Source organism: Burkholderia sp. FERM BP-3421 (assembly GCF_028657905.1).
Lineage (GTDB): Bacteria > Pseudomonadota > Gammaproteobacteria > Burkholderiales > Burkholderiaceae > Burkholderia.
The window spans coordinates 2375104-2393719 of the sequence record NZ_CP117782.1 but is presented as its reverse complement, the minus strand read 5'-3'; the positions used below and the strand labels follow the sequence as shown (position 1 = coordinate 2393719).

Genomic DNA, 18616 nt, shown 5'->3' with positions numbered 1-18616 from the left:
ATCAGTCCTGAAATCGCTGGTGGCCGCTCGGCGCCGAACAGCGCCGAGTAGAAGCGAATGGTGCAGGCGAGATCGGCGACGCCGACGTGAACATGAAAGCGTTTCATGATTGGTGTTCCCTGGACGTCGAACAGGCGGCTGTCGGCAAGCATGGGTTGCCGCCGCAGCAGTTCTCCGTGAGGTACGCCAGCAGCCCGTTCATCGTTTCGAAGTTCGCGCAGTAGAAGACGAAGCGGCCTTCTTGACGACTGGTGACGAGCTGCGCATGGGCCAGTTCCTTCAGATGAAAGGAGAGCGATGACGGAGGCACATCCAACAGCGTGGCAATCTGCCCGGCCGGCATGCCTTCCGGTCCTGCCTGTACGAGGGCGCGGAAGACCGCGAGCCGGGACTCGTGGGCGAGTGCCGCGAGGGCGGCGATAGTTTGGTTCGTTTCCATGTTTCGATAATAGTCGAAACATGGAAACGATGCGTGGTGCCCGAATAATTTTCTGTCCCACGACTTCGCGGATGGGTCAGTGGATGTCGGCGGCCGCGTCGCAGTGGCGCTGCGTCGTGGGGGGATGAATTCCGGGAGGGGGAGGCTGCCCCGTAGCGTGACGGGACATTTTCGTGGTCGATATTAGACAGTGTCTAATATCCGGCGTTGGCGCAAAAGAAAAAGGGCCTAGCATCGCTGCTAAGCCCTTGAATATGTTGGTGGCGAATCAGGGAGGGCAACCCGCTCCGCCTGAAACCCCTGGGAAATCAACGCGTTGGCGCGAGGTGAGGCAAGTTTTCGTATGAAGAACTACGGCTCACTGATAGTATCACTTTTTGCGATAGGGCGCGCGGATGGTTGACCGCGTGCATCGTTAAGAAGCGGATTATTTGATTGCGAAGAGGTGGTGAGTAATGCCTATTCTGGGGCTTAAAACGGTTAAGCAGGTAGATAATCTTCTTAAAATACTCGTCCTTGTGTTTGCTTTACCCTTTATCGGCTTGTTTAAAGCGCAGCCAGATCGATATGATGTGCTTGCGTATATTTCTTTTGTTTGCACAGTTTTTGCGGCCCTGTTTGCGGGGCGTGCGGCATTTGCTTTGACCGATTCAAAGCCGGGTCAACAGGCAAGCAATGAGGCGGAGGAGAAAGCAAGGTTAACCCAGGAGAATTATGGACGACGGTGTTTTCTGGCAAGTTTACTGTTTTTGCTTGGGGCGGGAATCTTATTGGTTCCCAGTCTTTATCGAAATTGGCATGCTGTTGGTATTTATATCCTCTGCATATGCCTATCGATGTTACTGCTTGTAATCGCGTTGGGTGCAGTTATTATTCACGCTTTGTTCGAAGATGATTCGCACGGATTTTTTAGGGTCATGCTACCGCTCGGCCTCGCTGTGTTTTATATCTTGTTTGCGTTCCTGCTAGGCACGCATGCAGACTGGTTCAGCGACCCACCCATAGCGCAACCAGCAGCATGCAAATGCAAATGAGCAACTCGAAGAATGGTCCGTGCCAAAGCTCAGCGACAATTTCTTTGAAAGATCTCATGGATGTCCCCGGTTATTTTGCCGGGACGTCACCTCATCGGCTGGCGGGTTCGTCAACCTCGCCAGCACTCCGCCCGATCGGCGGTTGATGTCTGAAAGCAAGCGCCAGCAGCTCGTAACCGACAGCGGACCCGCGTAACATGACGAAAAATTCCGAAGAAAGGGTCTGTTTTGCCATCCTTGCCACGCAACATCCTGGGGGCCGAGGCCGCCGCAAAGGCTGCCAGCTCTGCTCCGCTTCGTCCTTTCGCATACACCCGCCGTTCGTCAGGAACAAAAGATCTGTCCCTCAAAGAGGAGGTTCTCGATCACACTGGCTATTGGGCGAAGCCGAGCGGGGTGAGCAGCAAGCCGCCTCGATGGATCGTCCACATCGACGCGACACGCGAGGTTCCCGTCGCCCGGCTCGCGCAAGATTCGTCGGGCATGACACCTCCCGCCGCGACGACCCCTGGCTACATCAACAACGGCTCAGGCAAGTGCGCGCTCGCGGCGTTCCGGCTGATGCCGGCGGTCAAGCTGGGGCCGGCGAATTACAAGTTCCCGGACGAATGGGAGTGGATTGTCCAGTTCGCCTTTGCCAAGGCGTTGCCGGTCGGCACGTCGGGCGATGTCCTGACCGACTTCAACGTCCAGGACAGCACCTTGTCCTACAAAGGCCGAGAAACACCGAAGACGGCCTATTCCATCGCACACATCAGCCTGATCAGGACCATGGCGGAGCCCGAGCCCATCCAACTTGCTTCGGGCGATCTCTTCACCTACGAAGGCGCGACGGCCACGCTGTCGGCCTGGCTGAGCGACGGGAACGCGAACTTCGGCGTTTATTCGGCGGACAGCCGAGAGGACATGGAGCGGCTGCAATACGACCTTGGATCGGTGTTCGAGGCCGAGGCGGACGCCGAAATCGAGCCGGCGCAGAATTTGGAGGTGTTGCCGGCCCCGGATCTCTTCGGCGTTCCGCCGGTCGTCTACAAGCTGATCAACGCGGCCTTGGCCGCCGGCAAGCGGCATTTCGTCTTCCATGGGCCTCCGGGGACCGGCAAGACCACGCTCGCTGAATACGTGGCTGAGCAGATCGCGGGCGATGACCTGTCGGAGGGCGAGGCGCCCTATACGCTGCTGACGGCGTCGTCGTCATGGAGTTCGCAAGATCTCGTCGGCGGGTATCAGCCGCTCGGGCCGGGCAAGATGGGATTTGTGCCAGGCGCCATGCTGCGGGATTTTCACAAACCGATCATCATCGACGAGCTCAATCGCTGTCCGATCGACAAAGTGATCGGGCCGTTGTTCTCGGTTCTGAGCGGGCAATCGACTTCTTTGCCGTATCGGGTGAAGGTCGAGGACGCGACAAGCGAGAACTATCGCATCTTGCCCAAGCCGAACCCTTCCAAGGGCGATCACGAGTTCGCCCCCGGCCCTGCCTGGGCGATGTTGTGCACGCTCAATCAAGTCGACAAGTCGCAGTTGGAGCAGATCAGTTTCGCGCTGTCCCGGCGTTTCACATGGATTCGAATCGGCATACCCGAAGACCCGGCCGCTTTCGTCCGGGAGCGGCTCGAAAAGCTCGGGTTGTTGAAAGGCATCGCCGACGCCGCGCTGCCGAATCCGGTCGCCGACTTGTGGGCGATCGTCAATCGGCACCGCGAGCTGGGCGGGGCGCCAGTGATTGACTTCTTGAAGCTCGCGGCCGCGATGGACTCCGACATCGACTTTCTCTTGGCCCCGACGCCGACGACGCAAGAGACCTTTATCGTGGTGATGGCCTCGACGTTCTTGCCCTTGCTCGATGGCATCAGCCGCGCGGAAGCGATGGATTGCTCTTCGGCGATTGTTTCGGCGTGGGGGTTGTCGGGCGCCGTGGCTGCCGATGTCGAGCAGCGTTTTATGGAGCTTGCGCCCTGAGCATCCCTCTTGGTTCCACGCTGTCCGACCATTGCCTAGCTGCGCTGTTGCGCTGCCATCGATCGCCGCATGGCAACGGATGGGACTCAAAGACTCCACGCGTCGACATTGAGGAGCGCGAGGAGCTTTTGCTTCGTTGGGCGCTTTCGGACGGCGTTCGGCGAATCGCGGAGCATGTGATCGCCAACCCGCGCGACATTCGATCTTCGATCGCTTTCGAGACACAGACGCACTCGGGCCAAATACCGGGCGTCGTCGACGCGCGAGCGACGCTCTGCGAACAGGAGATCTCCGGCGACTCGACTCTTTTTGTCGTGTCCGAGCCGGCGCTCTCCACGCTAACTCGCCGCAATCACGTCCTCGCCTGGGTGCTTCGGGAAGCCGAGGCGCTGACCTTGTCCGCCATTCGTCGGCACAAGCTCGGACCTGATCAGGATTGGATACATGCGCGAGCAGGGCTTCTTGAACGCGCCAGTCGCACTCGGATGCTTCGCGAAGTGATGCTGTCGTCAGCGGGGCGGCGCCGGCCGGGTGCTGCGGCGATAAGAGATGCGCGCAAAGGGTTGTCGCCGCTCTATCGGATGGCGGCGGACTCCATGCTTCTGTTTGAAGGCGTCGAGCGCATGGACGAGGACGCGATACGCACCATTTTGTCCGGCACGCTACTTGCGCAATTGGAGGACTGGCAAAAGCTCGAATTGGCGACTGCGCTCTCGGCAGCCGAAGCGCTGGCGTTGGAGACTGATGAGAGAGTCAGGTGGAAGGGCTCGCTTGCCGGCGGCTCCGAGATTGTGGCCGTGGGGCGCTATCGCATCAGATGGCAGAATGCGCTGCCCAAACGCGCGGCCGAGAATCTCGACCCATCCGAAGCGATGATTCGAGAGGCGGCAGAAGCACTGAGCGCAGGAATGGGTCTAGCGCGAGCCGATGTCTCGATTCGGAACGCGGAAACCGGAATCGACGTCGCCCACTTCGAGTGCAAATGGTTCGGCTCCCCGCTTTCAGCGTCGGCCGCAATCGTCGACGCGATATCCCAGCTTGTTCGGTATTGCCGCGACTCACGGCCCGAAAGCGTCGAGCAGGCGCGAGCGATGCTTCGCGATTGCGCGGTGGTGTGCTCCGGATTGTCCGGCTTCGAAGAAGCAACGGACGGATCAAAGCTGGTTGGTCTGACTGATTTTTCGGGATTGGTGAGCGGTGCCTTGATTGGGTGGGCGGCAAGGCTGCATCGCAGCCTTGCCGCTGATCCCGTCTAGCGTCAGCAGTCGGTGTCTCTCATCTTGTTGCTCCGCCGTTCGCGACCAACGGCACCTCTGCCTCGTCCGCGGGTTGCGAGCAAGGCGTGCTGATCGAGTAGTTGGCGGAGCGTGAGCGCGCAGCTTCGACTCCGGTTTGAAAGCGCGCCATGCCGCCGCGAATGTATTCGCTCGACAGTTCAACACAAGCCCATTTTCGGCGCAGATTTTCCGCCACCATTCCGGTTACGCACGACCCGGCGAATGGATCGACCACCAGATCGCCCGGATCGGTCAGCATCCGGATGAAATACTCTGGCAGCAGCGCAGGGAAGCGAGCGGGGTGAATGTCGATCTCGTTCGCACGGCAATAGTCTTGATATTGCCCATTGCTCTCTGTGTTCGCGATGGCTAGCAAGTTAGGAGGCACCGACCCGCCATTGTCCTTCGAGAACTTTTCCGAAATGTCGTGCCCGGACGGTCGCAGCTTCGCCTTGTAGCCGTTCTTCAAAAGCCCCTTCATCGAGTCTGAATACGGCGCGAGAACTCGCTTGTTGTTCGCTTTCGGATACGGTGTTTTCGAGAGCCACCACACGCAATTGACGGCGTCTTTGACGCGGACCCGGCGAATGTTGACCCACTCCGCAGGCGACGGAAGCTTGGCTGGATTCCACCAGTAATGCTCCTGCGCAAGGTGAAAGCCAAACTCCTCGCAAAGCATGATCAACAGCTTGAAATGATAGAGCGAGCGCGTTGGCGTGCCTGGCTTCCACGCGCCACCAATGTCGATCACGAGGCTGCCATCATCCCGCAGAACGCGATTGAACCCTTCGGCAAACGGACGGAACCAGTCGCAGTAAGCGGCCGCATCTTCGTTGCCGTAGGACTTTTTTCGGACCAAGCCGAAGGGGGGCGAGGTCATGATCAGGTTGACGGAGCCAGGCTTCGCGCGGTGATGCAGATATTCGAGAGAGTTGCCGTTATAGATTTTGCCGAGCTTCGTTTCGTGGGCGACTGAGAAGGGGCCATAACTCTCGCCGTTGATTCGTTCGGGTTTCTTGTCCTGCTTCGCGGCGATGTTGTGCAGATGGCGAATGTAGTCGCTCAGCGACTTGAACCCCAACACATTGGAGATTTCCTCCATCTCTTGCCGTTCGTTCAGGGTGAGCCGGAGGCTCGCGATGTTGTCTCGGGGTTCGGAGACATGCGGACGGACCATTGTTTTCCTCTATGTTGCGCGCTGGTTTTGCGCATGCATCTAACTGGCAGGTTATTGTATTACGCTAACTTGGGCCGACGCCAGGAATTTCTCGTATCCCCAAAGCCCATAAGGTTTCGCTATCATCTGGCACAAAGAACCGCAACCGGGGGAACGATGTCGCGACTTACAAAGCCTGACTTGCTGGGCAGGGTGCTGGACTCGATCAGAGAGAGCGGTTGGCTTCCGGTTGTCATCGAATCTCACCATCCCTTTCTGATCCGGGCCCGGGAGTCTGATTCGGGGTTGGTCTTTAACCTGCGGGTCTACATTTGGAACTGCACCCACGGAGGCGGAAACCGAGCGTGGGATGAATACCGAATCCAATCAACGAGCGGCCAGTTGGAGCAGCGAAAGGGCGAGAGGACGCTCCTTCTTGGCTGGCGCGATGAATTGGGCGTGTTCGCCGCTTGGGATGTCGAGGCCCATGTCCAACAAGACTCAGTTTCACCGTCGGCGCAAGTGAAAGAGCAGACGTTGGTGGCTGCGCAAGAGGGCGCATTTTCCACGCAAGAGAAAGAGAACGAAGTGGTCGTCGCGTTTGCGCCATTCCTCTTCATGGAGTATGTGTCCTGCAAGGACCTCTTTCACCAAACGGGTTCGGCGCATCGAGACATTGCGCTTTTGGATCGCCTGGACGATTTGTCCGATGAGGACATTCAGCGTGTTCGGAGCGGGCCACGACGTTTGCTCATCAGGACGATCAGGCAAAAATATCGCGCAAAGGATTTTAGCCGACGGGTGCTCGACGCGTATCTTCATCGCTGCGCGTTTTGCGGCGTGCAGCTTAAACTGTTGGACGCAGCGCATATTGTTCCGGTCGCCGCGCCCGACAGCACCGACGAAGTCAACAACGGCGTCGCGTTGTGCAAGCTGCATCACTTTGCATACGACTCAAATCTGGTTGCGTTCGACACCGAATACCGTATTCAGATCAGCGAGCGGAGAGTCCACGATCTGCGCGAAGAGAGGCTCGACGGAGGGTTGGAAAATTTCGTGAGATCGCTGCGACCGACTCTGGTTCTTCCGGAATTCCGTCGACACTATCCCGACAAGGATTTCATCGAACGCGCCTTGGAGTATCGCGGATGGAAAATGTGATGACGACGCGCGTTTATCGATGCAGTGGTTTGGATTTGACTTTTGGTGGTTTTCAATGGTTTTTCTTGCCTATACACCCGACGCACCGTTTTCACGGTGAAAAACCACCGGGCGCGAACGCCCGAAAAATGGGCGGCCATGCTGGCCGACCATCACATGCGGATGAGGCTATTGCGTCGCCAATCTCGCCGGCCTTGTTGACCAAATGAGCGTCGACAGTGATCCGCTTGGGTTTCCCGGACCAGATCTAGAGCGAGTTTTCCGGCGTTTCGGGTCTGGTTGAACCCGGCAAAGGCATCAGCTGACGGGCGAATTCAGCTGGTGCCAACTCTTTGAGAGCAGAGTGAGGACGGCTCTCGTTGTAATCCCGGCGCCAGGCCTCGACGATCGCTTTGGCTTCGCCCAACGTCTCGAACCAATGTAGGTTCAAGCACTCATCGCGGAATGATCCGTTAAACGTCTCGATGTGGCAATTGTCCGTCGGCTTGCCCGGTCGGCTGAAGTCGATTTTTGCTTGGTAGTGGTACGCCCACATATCGAGCAGGCGCCCGGAAAACTCGCTGCCGTTGTCGACAAACAGATGCCGCGGAGCGCCGCGCCGAGCGGCGATTCGGTTCAATGCGGATACCACGTGTTCGCCTTTCAAGCGTTGCCCCACTTCGATCGCCAACGCCTCCTTCGTGAACACATCCACGATCGTCAAAGTGCGAAATTTCGAGCCATCAGCAAGCTGGTCAGCCACAAAATCCATAATACTCCAAGCGTCGTTTGGCCTGACCGGAACGATCTTCGCCACGCGCGTCACCACCATCTTTCGTCGCTTCGGCAATTTCGAGCGCAACTGCAACTGCTCTTCGCAATACAACCGGTACGCCTGATTCCGACCCAACTGCCAGCCTTCCCGGCGCAGCAGTACATGGACGCGTCGATACCCGTAGCGCACACGCGTATAGGCGATCTCGCGCATACGTGAGCGCAGTTCTGGGCGAGGGTCCTTGATGCTTTTGTAGTACTGAACGCTGCGCGGTTGCTTCACGAGCCGACAGGCCCGCCTCATCGTCAATCCGTAGTGGCTCACCACGTAATCCACCACGTCTCGTCTCAGCGCGGGCCGGGCCACTTTTTTGCAGCTACGTCTTGCAAGATGGCCTTGTCCAAGCTCAATTCGGCGACCAGCTTCTTCAGCCGCGCATTCTCGTCCTGCAACTGCTTGAGTTCGCGTACCTGATCAGACTGCATCCCGGCGTATTGCTTCTTCCACCGATAGAACGTCTGTTCCGAAATACCGACCTGCCGGATCACATCGGCCACCGGCATCCCCAGTTCGGCTTGCTTCAGCACTGCCACAATCTGTTCGATCGAAAAGCGTTTCCGTTTCATGACAAACGACCTCCTGGTTCAGGGTCAAGTTTGCCGCAAAACTCGCACTCGGATTGGTCCAGAATTCCTAAAGCGGATCAGGCGAACGATGTCAGTCCGCTGGCCGCTTCGAATTTGACACGAAGTGGCTTTTGGACAGCGCCGACTCGTAATAGTCTTCGTCGAGAAATTTCAGCAGCTTTCGGAGTTCCGCTTTGTCGGTCGGCAAAACGATCCGGTCGTCTCCGTCGATTCGGACTTGCAGATTGAATTGTCGCGCGGCGTTGGCGATTTGGCGGCCAGTGTGGGAGTCGAGAATGCCTGACTGTGAAATGAAAGATATTTTCTTTCGGATGAGTGGGCCGGCCGATGCGACGAAGGCCTCAACGTCATCAACCACGATGTTGTCGTGCGCGACGAAGGCTTCCACCTCTTCGTTGGTGGCCTCGCGGTAGTGCTCGCTCAGGTCGAACACGCGGCGCAGAAAATGGAAACTTTTGAACGTGAGCGAACCGTTTTCGAGCACAGCCAGCAGATGGCTGTCGAGTGTCAAGCCGTCTTCTTGAATGCGCTGGAAAGTGTCGCCGGAGAACAGCATCGAAAGCGTCTTCTTTGAGATCAGGCGACGTCGCTCGAAGCTCTGGATCAACGCCGCCTGGCGCCCATTGCGGCGATGGCCCAAAAACAGCGCCTTGACGTTTTCGAGTGAATGCTGGTGCGAATTGAATAACTCGACTCGCATGGGCCGCTCGATCGCGTCGATGATGCCGTCGACGTCTTGAAACTGGTCGATGGAGATCGCTTCGTCCTCTTCCGGCATGTATCGGCCGTCAAATGGCAAGACGTGCTCGACGCCTCTCTCGAAAGCCGTCAACTGATCAACGAATGTCCTGGCGACTTCTCGTCTTAGCTCCGCGGTGAGCGGTATGCGTAGGATCGGAGGCTGCTCTTCCCCTCGGGACAGCGCGAACAGGTTCATTTTTCTTTTCCTTGTGCTGAATCGCCCGCTTCTAAGATGCCAAATTCACTGAGTTGGACGATTTTCTTAATGGTCAAAACGTTGTTGATGCGACGCCTCGTGATCATAAGATAAGTAATGCCTCCATCGGTCTCCACCTCATAGAAGTGAAAGCCCAGAACGCCTAAAACCGGGTTCACCTGCGTGCTTTGCGTGCCCCACAGCACAAACAAGAGCATGCCGGCCGCGAAGAGCCATGCGGTCAAATCTGGTGAAGCTGGCTGGCCGCGGAAAATCATCGGGAGGGCGTAAGCGACAAAAAATCCGATGACCTCTTTGTCTGCGCTTTTCGCTTTTAGAATTTTGGCCGACAGAGGCTCCAAGCGGGAAGACGCGAGGCTGATGATCAATCGAGCCAACAATCCAAGACACAGGCATAGGGCAAACGCGCCCCCGGCCCAGAGATAATTTTTAGATCGCGCAAACTGAAAAGCAAGCGAGATCGACAAAGGCGCGATCGCCGTGAGAGCTAGCAGCACGCGGACAAGACGGCTAAGCATTTTCCTTGGTCGTTTTTCAGTGGCGCGGGGCCAGCTCTGGCAAAGTTGGCGGAAGCGTCAGAACGGAAGGGCTAGCTTAACGTCGAAGCGATCAAGTGTCGATTTGAGTTCAGCCAAAGGCTTCGCGTGCTGGTAATTCGCGAAGTGGGGTGAACTGAAATCGACTTTGGATTGGTCGTAGTGCCCGACCAGGGCCATCAACATTGCGGGATGGACGTTCAACTCGGTCATTCGGTTGATGAAGGTGTGGCGGAAGCTGTGGAAGACTTTGCGGTCATCCGTTAATTTGCGCTCGTCTAGATAGTCAGCGAAGCGCCGGGTGACGTTCTTCCCGTAGCCGTTGGCCCCAGGTTTGATCTCTGGAAAGAGTTGGGTTGCGCCGCGTTCGCGCAGCCCCTCGACATACGCGAGGAAGCCGGATTCGACGACGACGCGATGAAGCGGGATTCGGCGTTGAGAGTTGGCGTTCTTCGCCTTTTGAATGTCGAAGAACCAGATGCCATCCTCCTTCTGGATTTGCGACAGCGACAGGCTGGCCAGCTCTTCGAGCCGCGCGCCGGAGTAGAGCGCCAAGAAGGGCAACCAGCGATACGCGGGCTTGTCCATCCGGGCCGTATAGGCCGCTGGGTCGAAGATCGTCGAAATGTCGTCCGCGCTGAACGGCTTGTAGGAGCGCTTCTGCTGTTTGAGCTTCGATTTGGACGAGACCTTGGCTGTCTCGAACGGATTGGGGCCGTCGCAATGGCCGTTGTCGACCGCGTAGCCGAACAGATCGCGCAGGAAGGAAAGCTTCGCGTTCACGCGGCTCGCGCTGGCGTTTTCCGCGATAAGCGCGTTCTTGTAGGCGACCGCGTCGTCGAGGGTGTAGTCGCCGATCGGCCTCTCGCCCTGGCGCTTCTGGAAATCGGCGAAGGCTCGCTCTTTCGCGACGCTCTTTCGCGGCGTGTTGTCGAACGCCTTTTCCCGTTTGTAGAGCTTGGCCACGTCGGCGAACGGCTTCGCGGGCTTTTTCCGCGCGGAATTCGCCTGTTGGGCCGCGATGGCTGCGGCCACGGCGGGCGTGAAAGCCGGCAGATCGAGCGGGGCGGCCAGGCGATCGCCGAACATCTCTTTGGCGAGCCGAACGTCCTCGGCTGTTTCGATGTTCTTGATCTGGGTTCCGTCTGGCAACACGACGTCGAACTCCCGAGCATTCGTGCCCGATAGGTCAAAATCAGCGGCTTTCGGCTTGTTCATCGCCAGCTCTAAGTTGAACGCGAGTGCCCAAATCTTAGCTTGGCGATAGTCCTTTGTGCGCAGGGATTTCTTCGTTTCCCGGCCGGCGCCGATCAACCTGAGATAGTAGGCGCCGAAACGGTTTTGGTAGAGATGCGGCAGCTTGTGCATTCGCGGATGGCTCACAAGGTGGCTCACCGCGCGCAAAACGAAAAAGCCCGCAACTCGTGAGAGTGCGGGCCTTCGCGAAGATTTGGTGGCGAATCAGGGATTCGAACCCCGGACCTGCGGATTATGATTCCGTCGCTCTAACCGACTGAGCTAATTCGCCAACAGAAGCGAGATTATGCTGATGCCGAGGAGGAGCGTCAAGCCCTTTTTCTCGATTCCCTGAAAAATCCACCTTTGCCCGGTTCGCGGTCTGCCTGGGCCGACGAACCGAACCGGGCTCACCCCATCAATCCCGCGCGTAGATATCCGAGTCCTTGGTCTCCTTGACGAACAGCAGCCCGATCACGAAGGTCGCGAGCGCGATCACGATCGGATACCAGAGCCCCGAGTAGATGTCGCCCCGCGCCGCCACGATTGCGAACGCGGTCGCCGGCAGGAAGCCGCCGAACCAGCCGTTGCCGATGTGATAGGGCAGCGACATCGACGTGTAGCGGATCCGGGTCGGGAACATCTCGACCAGCATCGCCGCGATCGGCCCGTACACCATCGTCACGTAGATCACGAGAATCGCCAGGATCACGACCGTCATCGGCCAGTTGATCTGCGACGGGTCGGCCTTGGGCGGGTAGCCGGCGCTCTTGAGCGTGGTTGCCAGCGTCTTGTCGAACACCTTGGCTTTTTCCTTCGCGTCCGGGGCCTTGCCGTCGTAGGTGTCGATCACCGTGTCGCCGACCTTGATCTGCGCGGGCGTGCCCGCTGGCGCCGCGATGTTCTCGTAGTTGAGGCCCGCTTTCGCGAGCGCGCTCTTCGCGACGTCGCACGAGTCCGTGAACTTCGCGGTGCCCACCGGGTTGAACTGGAACGAACACTGGGTCGGATCGGCGATCACCGTGATCGGCGCCTTCTGCGTCGCGATCTCGAGCGCCGGATTCGCGAAGTGGGTCAGCGCCTTGAACAGCGGGAAGTAGGTCAGCGCGGCGATCAGGCAGCCGGCCAGGATGATCGGCTTGCGGCCGATCCGGTCCGACAGCGAACCGAAGAACACGAAGAACGGCGTGCCGATCAGGAGCGCGATCGCGATCAGGATGTTCGCGCTCGCGCCGTCGACCTTGAGCGTCTGCGTGAGGAAGAACAGCGCATAGAACTGGCCGGTGTACCAGACCACCGCCTGTCCGGCCGTCAGCCCCACCAGCGCGAGGATCACGACTTTCAGGTTCTTCCACTGCCCGAACGCCTCGGTCAGCGGCGCCTTCGAGGTCTTGCCCTCGGCCTTGATGCGCAGGAACACCGGCGATTCGTTCAACTGCATCCGGATCCAAACCGACACCGCGAGCAGCAGGATCGACGCGACGAACGGCACGCGCCAGCCCCAGGCGCCGAATGCCTCCTCGCCGATCGATTCGCGCACGCCGAGAATCACGAGCAGCGACATGAACAGCCCGAGCGTCGCCGTGGTCTGGATCCACGAGGTGTAGAAGCCGCGCCGGTGCGCCGGCGCGTGCTCGGCCACGTAGGTCGCCGCGCCGCCGTATTCGCCGCCGAGCGCGAGGCCCTGCAGCAGCCGCATCGCGATGAAGATGACGGGCGCCGCGATGCCGATCGTCGCATAGCCGGGCAGGAAGCCGACCACGAAGGTCGACACGCCCATGATCACGATCGTGATCAGGAAGGTGTGCTTGCGGCCGACGAGATCGCCGAGACGGCCGAACACGATCGCGCCGAACGGCCGTACCGCGAAGCCCGCCGCGAAGCCGAGCAGCGTGAAGATGAAGGCCGCGGTGGGGTTGACCCCGGAGAAGAAGCTCTTGCTGATGTAGGCCGCGAGCGAGCCGGCCAGGTAGAAGTCGTACCACTCGAACACCGTGCCGAGGGACGACGCGAAGATCACCTTCTTCTCTTCGTGTGTCATCGGCGAGTGCGAGATGTGTCCGCCTATCGTTGCCATGAAGTGTCTCCAATATTGACATGCGCATCGGGCCCGCTCGTTCCGGCAGGCCTCGCGTTGATTATTGGAATGGAAACTTACGGCGTACTGACTCGGCCGGTCAAAATTTCGAGGAAGTAAATTCTTTCATGTTCGTCGATTGACGGCCAATTGTTGAGCTACGTCGTTTAAAAATCGAAAATCACTGGGTGTGAGTCACATCCGGGGCGGCGCTCTCAGGGTTAATCCGGGGCATGGCCGCGCAGCGCCAGGCTGACCCGCGCCAGCGTGCCCGCGAGGCGCGGCGAGGCCTGGTAGACATGGTCGTCGAGCGTCAGCGTGCCGCCGTGCTGCGCGACGATCTCGCGGACGATCGAAAGCCCGAGGCCGCTGCCGTCGCCCTCGCGGCCGAGGATCCGGTAGAAGCGTTCGAGCACCCGCTCCCGTTCGTGCGCGGGGATGCCGGGCCCGGTGTCCTCGATCTCGACGTCGACGCGGCCCGCCTCGCGCGCCGCGCGCACCCGCACGGTGATGCGGCCGCCGTCCGGCGTGTAGCGGATCGCGTTGTCGATCAGGTTGCCGAGCATCTCGCGCAGCATCACCGGGTGGCCGTCGATTTCGAGCGGCGCGCCGTCGTTCTCGTCGGGGCCCTCGTAGCCGAGATCCATCCGTTTCGCGAGCGCGGCCTGCACCCAGTCGCGCACCGCGAGCCGCGCGAGCGTCGCGATCGCGACCGGTTCGAGCGTGAGCCCGGTCGCGCGGTTCTCCGCGCGCGCCAGCGCCAGCAGCTGGGTGACGAGCCGCGCCGCCTGCCCGGAACTCGTCGCGATCTGTTCGAGCGAACGCGCGACCTCCGCCGGCACCTCGTGCCGCAGCGCGAATTCGGCCTGGGTGCGCAGGCCCGCGAGCGGCGTTTTCATCTGGTGCGCGGCGTCCGCGATGAAGCGCTTTTGCAGCGCCATGTTCTGTTCGAGCCGCGCGAGCAGATCGTTGAACGAGGTGACGAGCGGCTCGATCTCGGGCGGCGCGCGCTGCGCCTCGACGGGCGACAGGTCGTCCGGGCGGCGCCCCCGGATGTGCGCCTGCAGTGCGGCGAGCGGCGCGAGGCCGCGCGACAGCCCGAACCAGACGAGCAGGATCGCGAGCGGCAGGATCACGAATTGCGGCAGGATCACGCCCTTGATGATGTCGTTCGCGAGCGCGTTGCGCTTGTCGAGCGTCTCGCCGACCTGCACGAGCACCGGCTGCGTACCGCGCGCCTGCGGCAGCGCCACAGTCGTATACGCGACGCGGATGTCGTTGCCGCGCAGCAGGTCGTCGCGGAACACCACGACGCCGGGCGGTGGGCGGTCCTCGTCGCGCGGCAGCGGCATGTCGGCCTCGCCCGACACCAGCTCGCCGCGCGCACCGAGCACCTGGAAGTACACGCTGTCGACATTGTCGGCGCGCAGCAGGTCGAGCGTCGCGGGCGGCAGCGTCAGCTCGGCCACGCCGTTGACCGGCGTGATCTGGCGCGCGAGCACGTAGGTGTTGGTTTCGAGCGCGCGGTCGAAGGGCCCGTTCGCGATCGTCTTCGCGACCAGATAGGTGACGGCGATGCTCATCGGCCACAGCAGCAGCAGCGGCGCCAGCATCCAGTCGAGGATCTCGCCGAACAGCGAGCGCGGGCGCGCGGTTTCGGCGGGCTCGATGTCGTCGGGCGGGGCGAACGGGTTCGCGTAGCGGGCGTCGCGCGCGGCATCCGCCGCGTCGGCGGCGGGCGGCGCGCGGCGGGCGGAGCGGGCCGGGGTGGCCATCGCGGCGGCCGCGCGTCAGCGCAGCGACGGGCTCGCGGCGGCTGGCACGGGCGAGGCTGCAGTACCCGGCTCGGCCGGCGCGGCTTTTTCGAGGCAATAGCCGAGGCCGCGCACGGTCGTGATGCGCACGCCGCTCGGTTCGATCTTCTTGCGCAGCCGGTGTACGTAGACCTCGATCGCGTTGTTGCTGACTTCCTCGCCCCATTCGCACAGATGGTCGACCAGCTGCTCTTTCGATACGAGCCGGCCGGTTCGCTGCAGCAGCACCTCGAGCAGGCCCAGTTCGCGCGCGGACAGGTCGAGCACGTGGTCGTTCGCGTAGGCGAGGCGCCCGACCTGGTCGAATGCGAGCGAGCCGTGGCGGAACACGCTCGGGCCGCCGCCCGCGCCGCGCCGGGTCAGCGCACGCACGCGGGCTTCCAGCTCGTTCAGCGCGAACGGCTTCGCCATGTAGTCGTCCGCGCCGAGGTCGAGCCCTTTCACGCGTTCGTCGACGCTGTCGGCGGCGGTGAGGATCAGCACGGGCAGGGTGGAATTGCGGGCGCGCAGCCGGCGCAGCACGTCGAGGCCCGGCATGCGGGGCAGGCCCAGGTCGAGGATCAGCAGGTCGAAAGCCTGCATCGACAACGCGGTGTCGGCCTCGATGCCGCTCTTCACATGGTCGACGGCATAGCCCGATTGGCGGAGTGACCGGGTGAGACCGTCCGCGAGTATGCTGTCGTCTTCGGCAATGAGAATTCGCATGATGCGCACCGATAGCCGGCCGCAGGCGCGGGCGCAGCTGTCTCCGCTGTTGTCGGGTGGATGCAGCATCCGCATCGCGGGCTTGCATAAACCACTGTTTTTTTATACAGTGTCTGCATTCGTGCACCTAACGGCTCATCCGGGCCGGGTCAGAGCCGGTGCATCCGTATCAGACGCTGCTCATCATAGCAAAGGACGATTCATGGAAGATAGCAAGAAGGGTTCCGGGATGACCGCGGAAAAGAGCAAGGCGCTGGCGGCTGCGCTCTCGCAGATCGAGAAGCAGTTCGGCAAGGGCTCGATCATGCGCCTCGGCGCAGGCGAAGCGGTCGAGGACATCCAGGTGGTGTCCACGGGCTCGCTGGGTCTGGATATCGCGCTCGGCGTCGGCGGCCTGCCGCGCGGCCGGGTGGTCGAGATCTACGGCCCGGAATCGTCCGGCAAGACCACGCTGACGCTGCAGGTGATCGCCGAGATGCAGAAGCTCGGCGGCACGGCGGCGTTCATCGATGCCGAGCACGCGCTCGACGTGCAGTACGCGGGCAAGCTCGGCGTGAACGTGCAGGAGCTGCTGATCTCGCAGCCGGACACGGGCGAGCAGGCGCTCGAGATCGTCGACGCGCTGGTGCGCTCGGGCTCGATCGACATGATCGTGATCGACTCGGTCGCGGCACTGGTGCCGAAGGCCGAAATCGAGGGCGAGATGGGCGATTCGCTGCCGGGCCTGCAGGCCCGCCTGATGTCGCAGGCGCTGCGCAAGCTGACGGGCACGATCAAGCGCACCAACTGCCTCGTGGTCTTCATCAACCAGATCCGGATGAAGATCGGTGTGATGTTCGGCAACCCGGAAACCACGACGGGCGGCAATGCGCTCAAGTTCTATTCGTCGGTGCGTCTCGACATCCGCCGGATCGGCTCGATCAAGAAGAACGACGAGGTGATCGGCAACGAGACCCGCGTGAAGGTCGTGAAGAACAAGGTCTCGCCGCCGTTCCGCGAGGCGATCTTCGACATCCTGTACGGCGAGGGCATTTCCCGTCAGGGCGAGATCATCGATCTCGGCGTGCAGGCGAAAATCGTCGACAAGGCCGGCGCCTGGTACAGCTACAACGGCGAGAAGATCGGCCAGGGCAAGGACAACGCGCGCGAATTCCTGCGCGAGAATCCGGAAATCGCCCGCGAGATCGAGAACCGCATTCGTGAATCGCTCGGCGTGAGCGCGATGCCGCAACGCGTGGCGTCCGAGGCCGCCGAAGTCATGGACGACGAGGAGTGATGAGACGAAGCCGGCGCGACGCGGGTTCGCCGGACGCGGAACGGCAGACGCCGGCCCGCCCGGGCACCGCGGCGCGCGCGCCGGGTTCGATCGAAGGGCGGCCCTCGGGCCGCCCGCTGGCGAGGGCATCGGTTGATGCCCTCGCGTCGTTTGAGCCGGCCGAAACGGATCCGTTCGGCGTCGATCCGCGCGAGGCGTTCGATGCGCATGATCGCGCGCGCGCCGCGGACGGCGGTGATGTCTATACCCGCACGAGCCAGTCGCCGCGCCGCGGCGCGCGGCGCGCGACGGCGCGCGGTGAAAGTTTCGAGGCGGTCGCCGACGGCGCGCCGCAAGCGCCTGCCCGCTCGCTGAAGGCGCGCGCGATCGGCTATCTGTCGCGCCGCGAGTACAGCCGCACGGAGTTGGCGCGCAAGCTCGCGCCGCACGTGGAGGAAAGCGACGATCTCGACGCGCTGCTCGATACGCTCGAGCGCGAAGCCTGGCTGTCGGACGAGCGCTTTGCCGAAAGCCTCGTGCATCGGCGAGCGTCGCGCGTCGGTTCGGCGCGGATCATGAGCGAACTCAAGCGGCACGCGCTCGACGATGCGCTCGTCGAGACCGTCGGCGCGCAGTTGCGCGACAGCGAGTTCGCGCGCGCCCAGGCGGTGTGGCGCAAGAAGTTCGGCGTGCTGCCGCAGTCGCCCGCCGAGCGCGCGAAGCAGATGCGTTTTCTCGCGATGCGCGGTTTTTCCGGTGCGACGATCAGTCGCTTGCTGAAGGGCGACGACGACGTGTACGTCGACGATTGAGCGGCCGTCCGGCGCGCGCTGCTTTGCTGCGCTGCACCGAAGCGTCCGCGCCCGGCCCCATGCGGCGCGGCGCGAACTATCTCGAATACCCAGTATGCTAAAATCCCTGGGTTTTCCTCTTCGGCCTCATCCTCCCGCATGCCGCTATCCGAGCCCGTACCCCGCCAGTTGCGACATCGACGCGCAATCCGGGCGGAAGCCTACGAGCGTGCCGACGGCTTGTGGGATATCGAAGCCTGCCTGACCGACCACAAACCGCGCGATGTCGCGCTGGCGGCGGGCATCAGGCCGAACGGCCTGCCGATCCATGAGCTCTGGCTGCGTATTACCGTCGATCGCGGGCTCACCATCGTCGACGCCGAGGCATCGACCGACTGGGCGCCCTATCCCGGGCAATGCGAAGCCGCCAATCCCGCCTACCGGGCCCTTATCGGGCTCAATCTCCTCGATCACTTCCGCCGTGATGCGTCCCGACTTCTGGGCGGCATCGCGGGCTGCACGCATCTCACCGAGCTGTGCGCGGTCCTGCCGACTGCGGCCATCCAGGCATTTGCCGGGGATGTGTGGAGCACGCGCGAGGGCAAGGGCGGCGAAGCCGCGACCGAGCCGCCGTTTCAGCTTGGTCGCTGCCAGGCGCTGCGCTTCGACGGCGAGGCGGTGCGGCAGTTCTATCCGACCTGGTTCGGCGCGAGCCGGCCGGAGCGGAGCGGCGGGCGCGGCTCAGAGAATCAACCGGAAATCGTCACAAGAAGCGACTTTTAATCGACTTTTTATCCAACTCTCAGACTGAAGG

General features: G+C 61.4%; 17 protein-coding genes, 1 tRNA gene and 1 pseudogene. 8 read left to right on the top strand and 11 right to left on the bottom strand.

Going from position 1 to position 18616, the window contains the following annotated elements; translation table 11 throughout:
• Window positions 1-26: 26 nt before the first annotated feature.
• Window positions 27-107 (bottom strand): annotated as a pseudogene (locus tag Bsp3421_RS26815) (ArsI/CadI family heavy metal resistance metalloenzyme); the annotation flags it as partial.
• On the bottom strand, window positions 104-439 hold the full coding sequence (locus Bsp3421_RS26810) for an ArsR/SmtB family transcription factor (RefSeq protein WP_273998979.1): 336 nt from the start codon (window positions 437-439) through the stop codon (window positions 104-106). The gene Bsp3421_RS26810 and the pseudogene Bsp3421_RS26815, both read right to left, overlap by 4 nt.
• A gap of 455 nt (window positions 440-894) precedes the next feature.
• On the opposite strand from Bsp3421_RS26810, the gene Bsp3421_RS26805 reads away from it, so the two are divergent.
• From Bsp3421_RS26805 to Bsp3421_RS26795, 3 genes are all read left to right on the top strand, one after another.
• On the top strand, window positions 895-1473 hold the full coding sequence (locus Bsp3421_RS26805; protein WP_273998978.1) for a hypothetical protein: 579 nt from the start codon (window positions 895-897) through the stop codon (window positions 1471-1473).
• A gap of 396 nt (window positions 1474-1869) precedes the next feature.
• A complete protein-coding gene (locus Bsp3421_RS26800; protein WP_273998976.1) occupies window positions 1870-3435 on the top strand; it encodes an AAA family ATPase in 1566 nt (521 codons plus the stop codon).
• Window positions 3436-3611: 176 nt separating this feature from the next.
• Entirely contained in the window at window positions 3612-4691 is a 1080-nt protein-coding gene (locus tag Bsp3421_RS26795; RefSeq protein WP_273998975.1) for a hypothetical protein, read from the top strand.
• A 19-nt stretch (window positions 4692-4710) separates the two neighbouring features.
• Here Bsp3421_RS26795 and Bsp3421_RS26790 read toward each other — a convergent pair whose 3' ends face one another.
• A complete protein-coding gene (locus Bsp3421_RS26790) occupies window positions 4711-5814 on the bottom strand; it encodes a DNA-methyltransferase (protein WP_273998974.1) in 1104 nt (367 codons plus the stop codon).
• On the opposite strand from Bsp3421_RS26790, the gene Bsp3421_RS34115 reads away from it, so the two are divergent.
• Window positions 5758-7029, top strand: a complete 1272-nt coding sequence (locus Bsp3421_RS34115; protein WP_337995292.1) for an HNH endonuclease — start codon at window positions 5758-5760, stop codon at window positions 7027-7029. The genes Bsp3421_RS26790 and Bsp3421_RS34115 overlap by 57 nt on opposite strands.
• Entirely contained in the window at window positions 7017-7238 is a 222-nt protein-coding gene (locus Bsp3421_RS26780; protein ID WP_273998972.1) for a hypothetical protein, read from the top strand. Before Bsp3421_RS34115 ends, Bsp3421_RS26780 begins: the two co-directional genes overlap by 13 nt.
• A 38-nt stretch (window positions 7239-7276) precedes the next feature.
• Here Bsp3421_RS26780 and Bsp3421_RS26775 read toward each other — a convergent pair.
• From Bsp3421_RS26775 to Bsp3421_RS26740, 8 genes are all read right to left on the bottom strand, one after another.
• A protein-coding gene (locus Bsp3421_RS26775; protein ID WP_443111532.1) for an IS3 family transposase occupies window positions 7277-8409 on the bottom strand; the annotation gives its coding sequence in 2 pieces (ribosomal slippage) (window positions 7277-8148 and window positions 8148-8409; 1134 coding nt in all).
• A gap of 91 nt (window positions 8410-8500) precedes the next feature.
• A complete protein-coding gene (locus Bsp3421_RS26770) occupies window positions 8501-9367 on the bottom strand; it encodes a Kiwa anti-phage protein KwaB-like domain-containing protein (RefSeq protein WP_273998970.1) in 867 nt (288 codons plus the stop codon).
• Window positions 9364-9906 carry a hypothetical protein gene (locus Bsp3421_RS26765; protein WP_126877593.1) on the bottom strand — a complete coding sequence of 181 codons (543 nt, stop codon included), beginning with the start codon at window positions 9904-9906 and terminating at the stop codon, window positions 9364-9366. The genes Bsp3421_RS26770 and Bsp3421_RS26765 overlap by 4 nt, the downstream gene beginning before the upstream one ends.
• A 57-nt stretch (window positions 9907-9963) precedes the next feature.
• Window positions 9964-11292, bottom strand: coding sequence for a site-specific integrase (locus Bsp3421_RS26760; RefSeq protein WP_273998969.1), 1329 nt, complete (start codon window positions 11290-11292; stop codon window positions 9964-9966).
• Between the two features lie 83 nt (window positions 11293-11375).
• Window positions 11376-11452 (bottom strand) — tRNA-Met (locus tag Bsp3421_RS26755).
• A 126-nt stretch (window positions 11453-11578) separates the two neighbouring features.
• Entirely contained in the window at window positions 11579-13237 is a 1659-nt protein-coding gene (locus Bsp3421_RS26750) for an MFS transporter (RefSeq protein WP_273998968.1), read from the bottom strand.
• 221 nt (window positions 13238-13458) lie between these two features.
• Window positions 13459-15012, bottom strand: coding sequence for a sensor histidine kinase (locus Bsp3421_RS26745; RefSeq protein ID WP_273998967.1), 1554 nt, complete (start codon window positions 15010-15012; stop codon window positions 13459-13461).
• A 15-nt stretch (window positions 15013-15027) separates the two neighbouring features.
• On the bottom strand, window positions 15028-15756 hold the full coding sequence (locus Bsp3421_RS26740; protein ID WP_273998966.1) for a response regulator transcription factor: 729 nt from the start codon (window positions 15754-15756) through the stop codon (window positions 15028-15030).
• A gap of 202 nt (window positions 15757-15958) precedes the next feature.
• Here Bsp3421_RS26740 and recA point away from each other — a divergent pair, with 202 nt between their 5' ends.
• The 3 genes from recA to Bsp3421_RS26725 all read left to right on the top strand — a co-directional run bounded on the left by recA (window position 15959) and on the right by Bsp3421_RS26725 (window position 18585).
• Complete coding sequence (gene recA / locus Bsp3421_RS26735; protein ID WP_273998965.1) at window positions 15959-17032, top strand: recombinase RecA; 1074 nt, start codon at window positions 15959-15961, stop codon at window positions 17030-17032.
• The gene (recX, locus tag Bsp3421_RS26730; RefSeq protein WP_273998964.1) at window positions 17032-17823 is read left to right on the top strand and encodes a recombination regulator RecX; all 792 of its coding nucleotides are present in this window, start codon (window positions 17032-17034) and stop codon (window positions 17821-17823) included. Before recA ends, recX begins: the two co-directional genes overlap by 1 nt.
• A 78-nt stretch (window positions 17824-17901) precedes the next feature.
• A complete protein-coding gene (locus Bsp3421_RS26725) occupies window positions 17902-18585 on the top strand; it encodes a DUF2889 domain-containing protein (RefSeq protein ID WP_274004370.1) in 684 nt (227 codons plus the stop codon).
• Window positions 18586-18616: the final 31 nt, after the last annotated feature.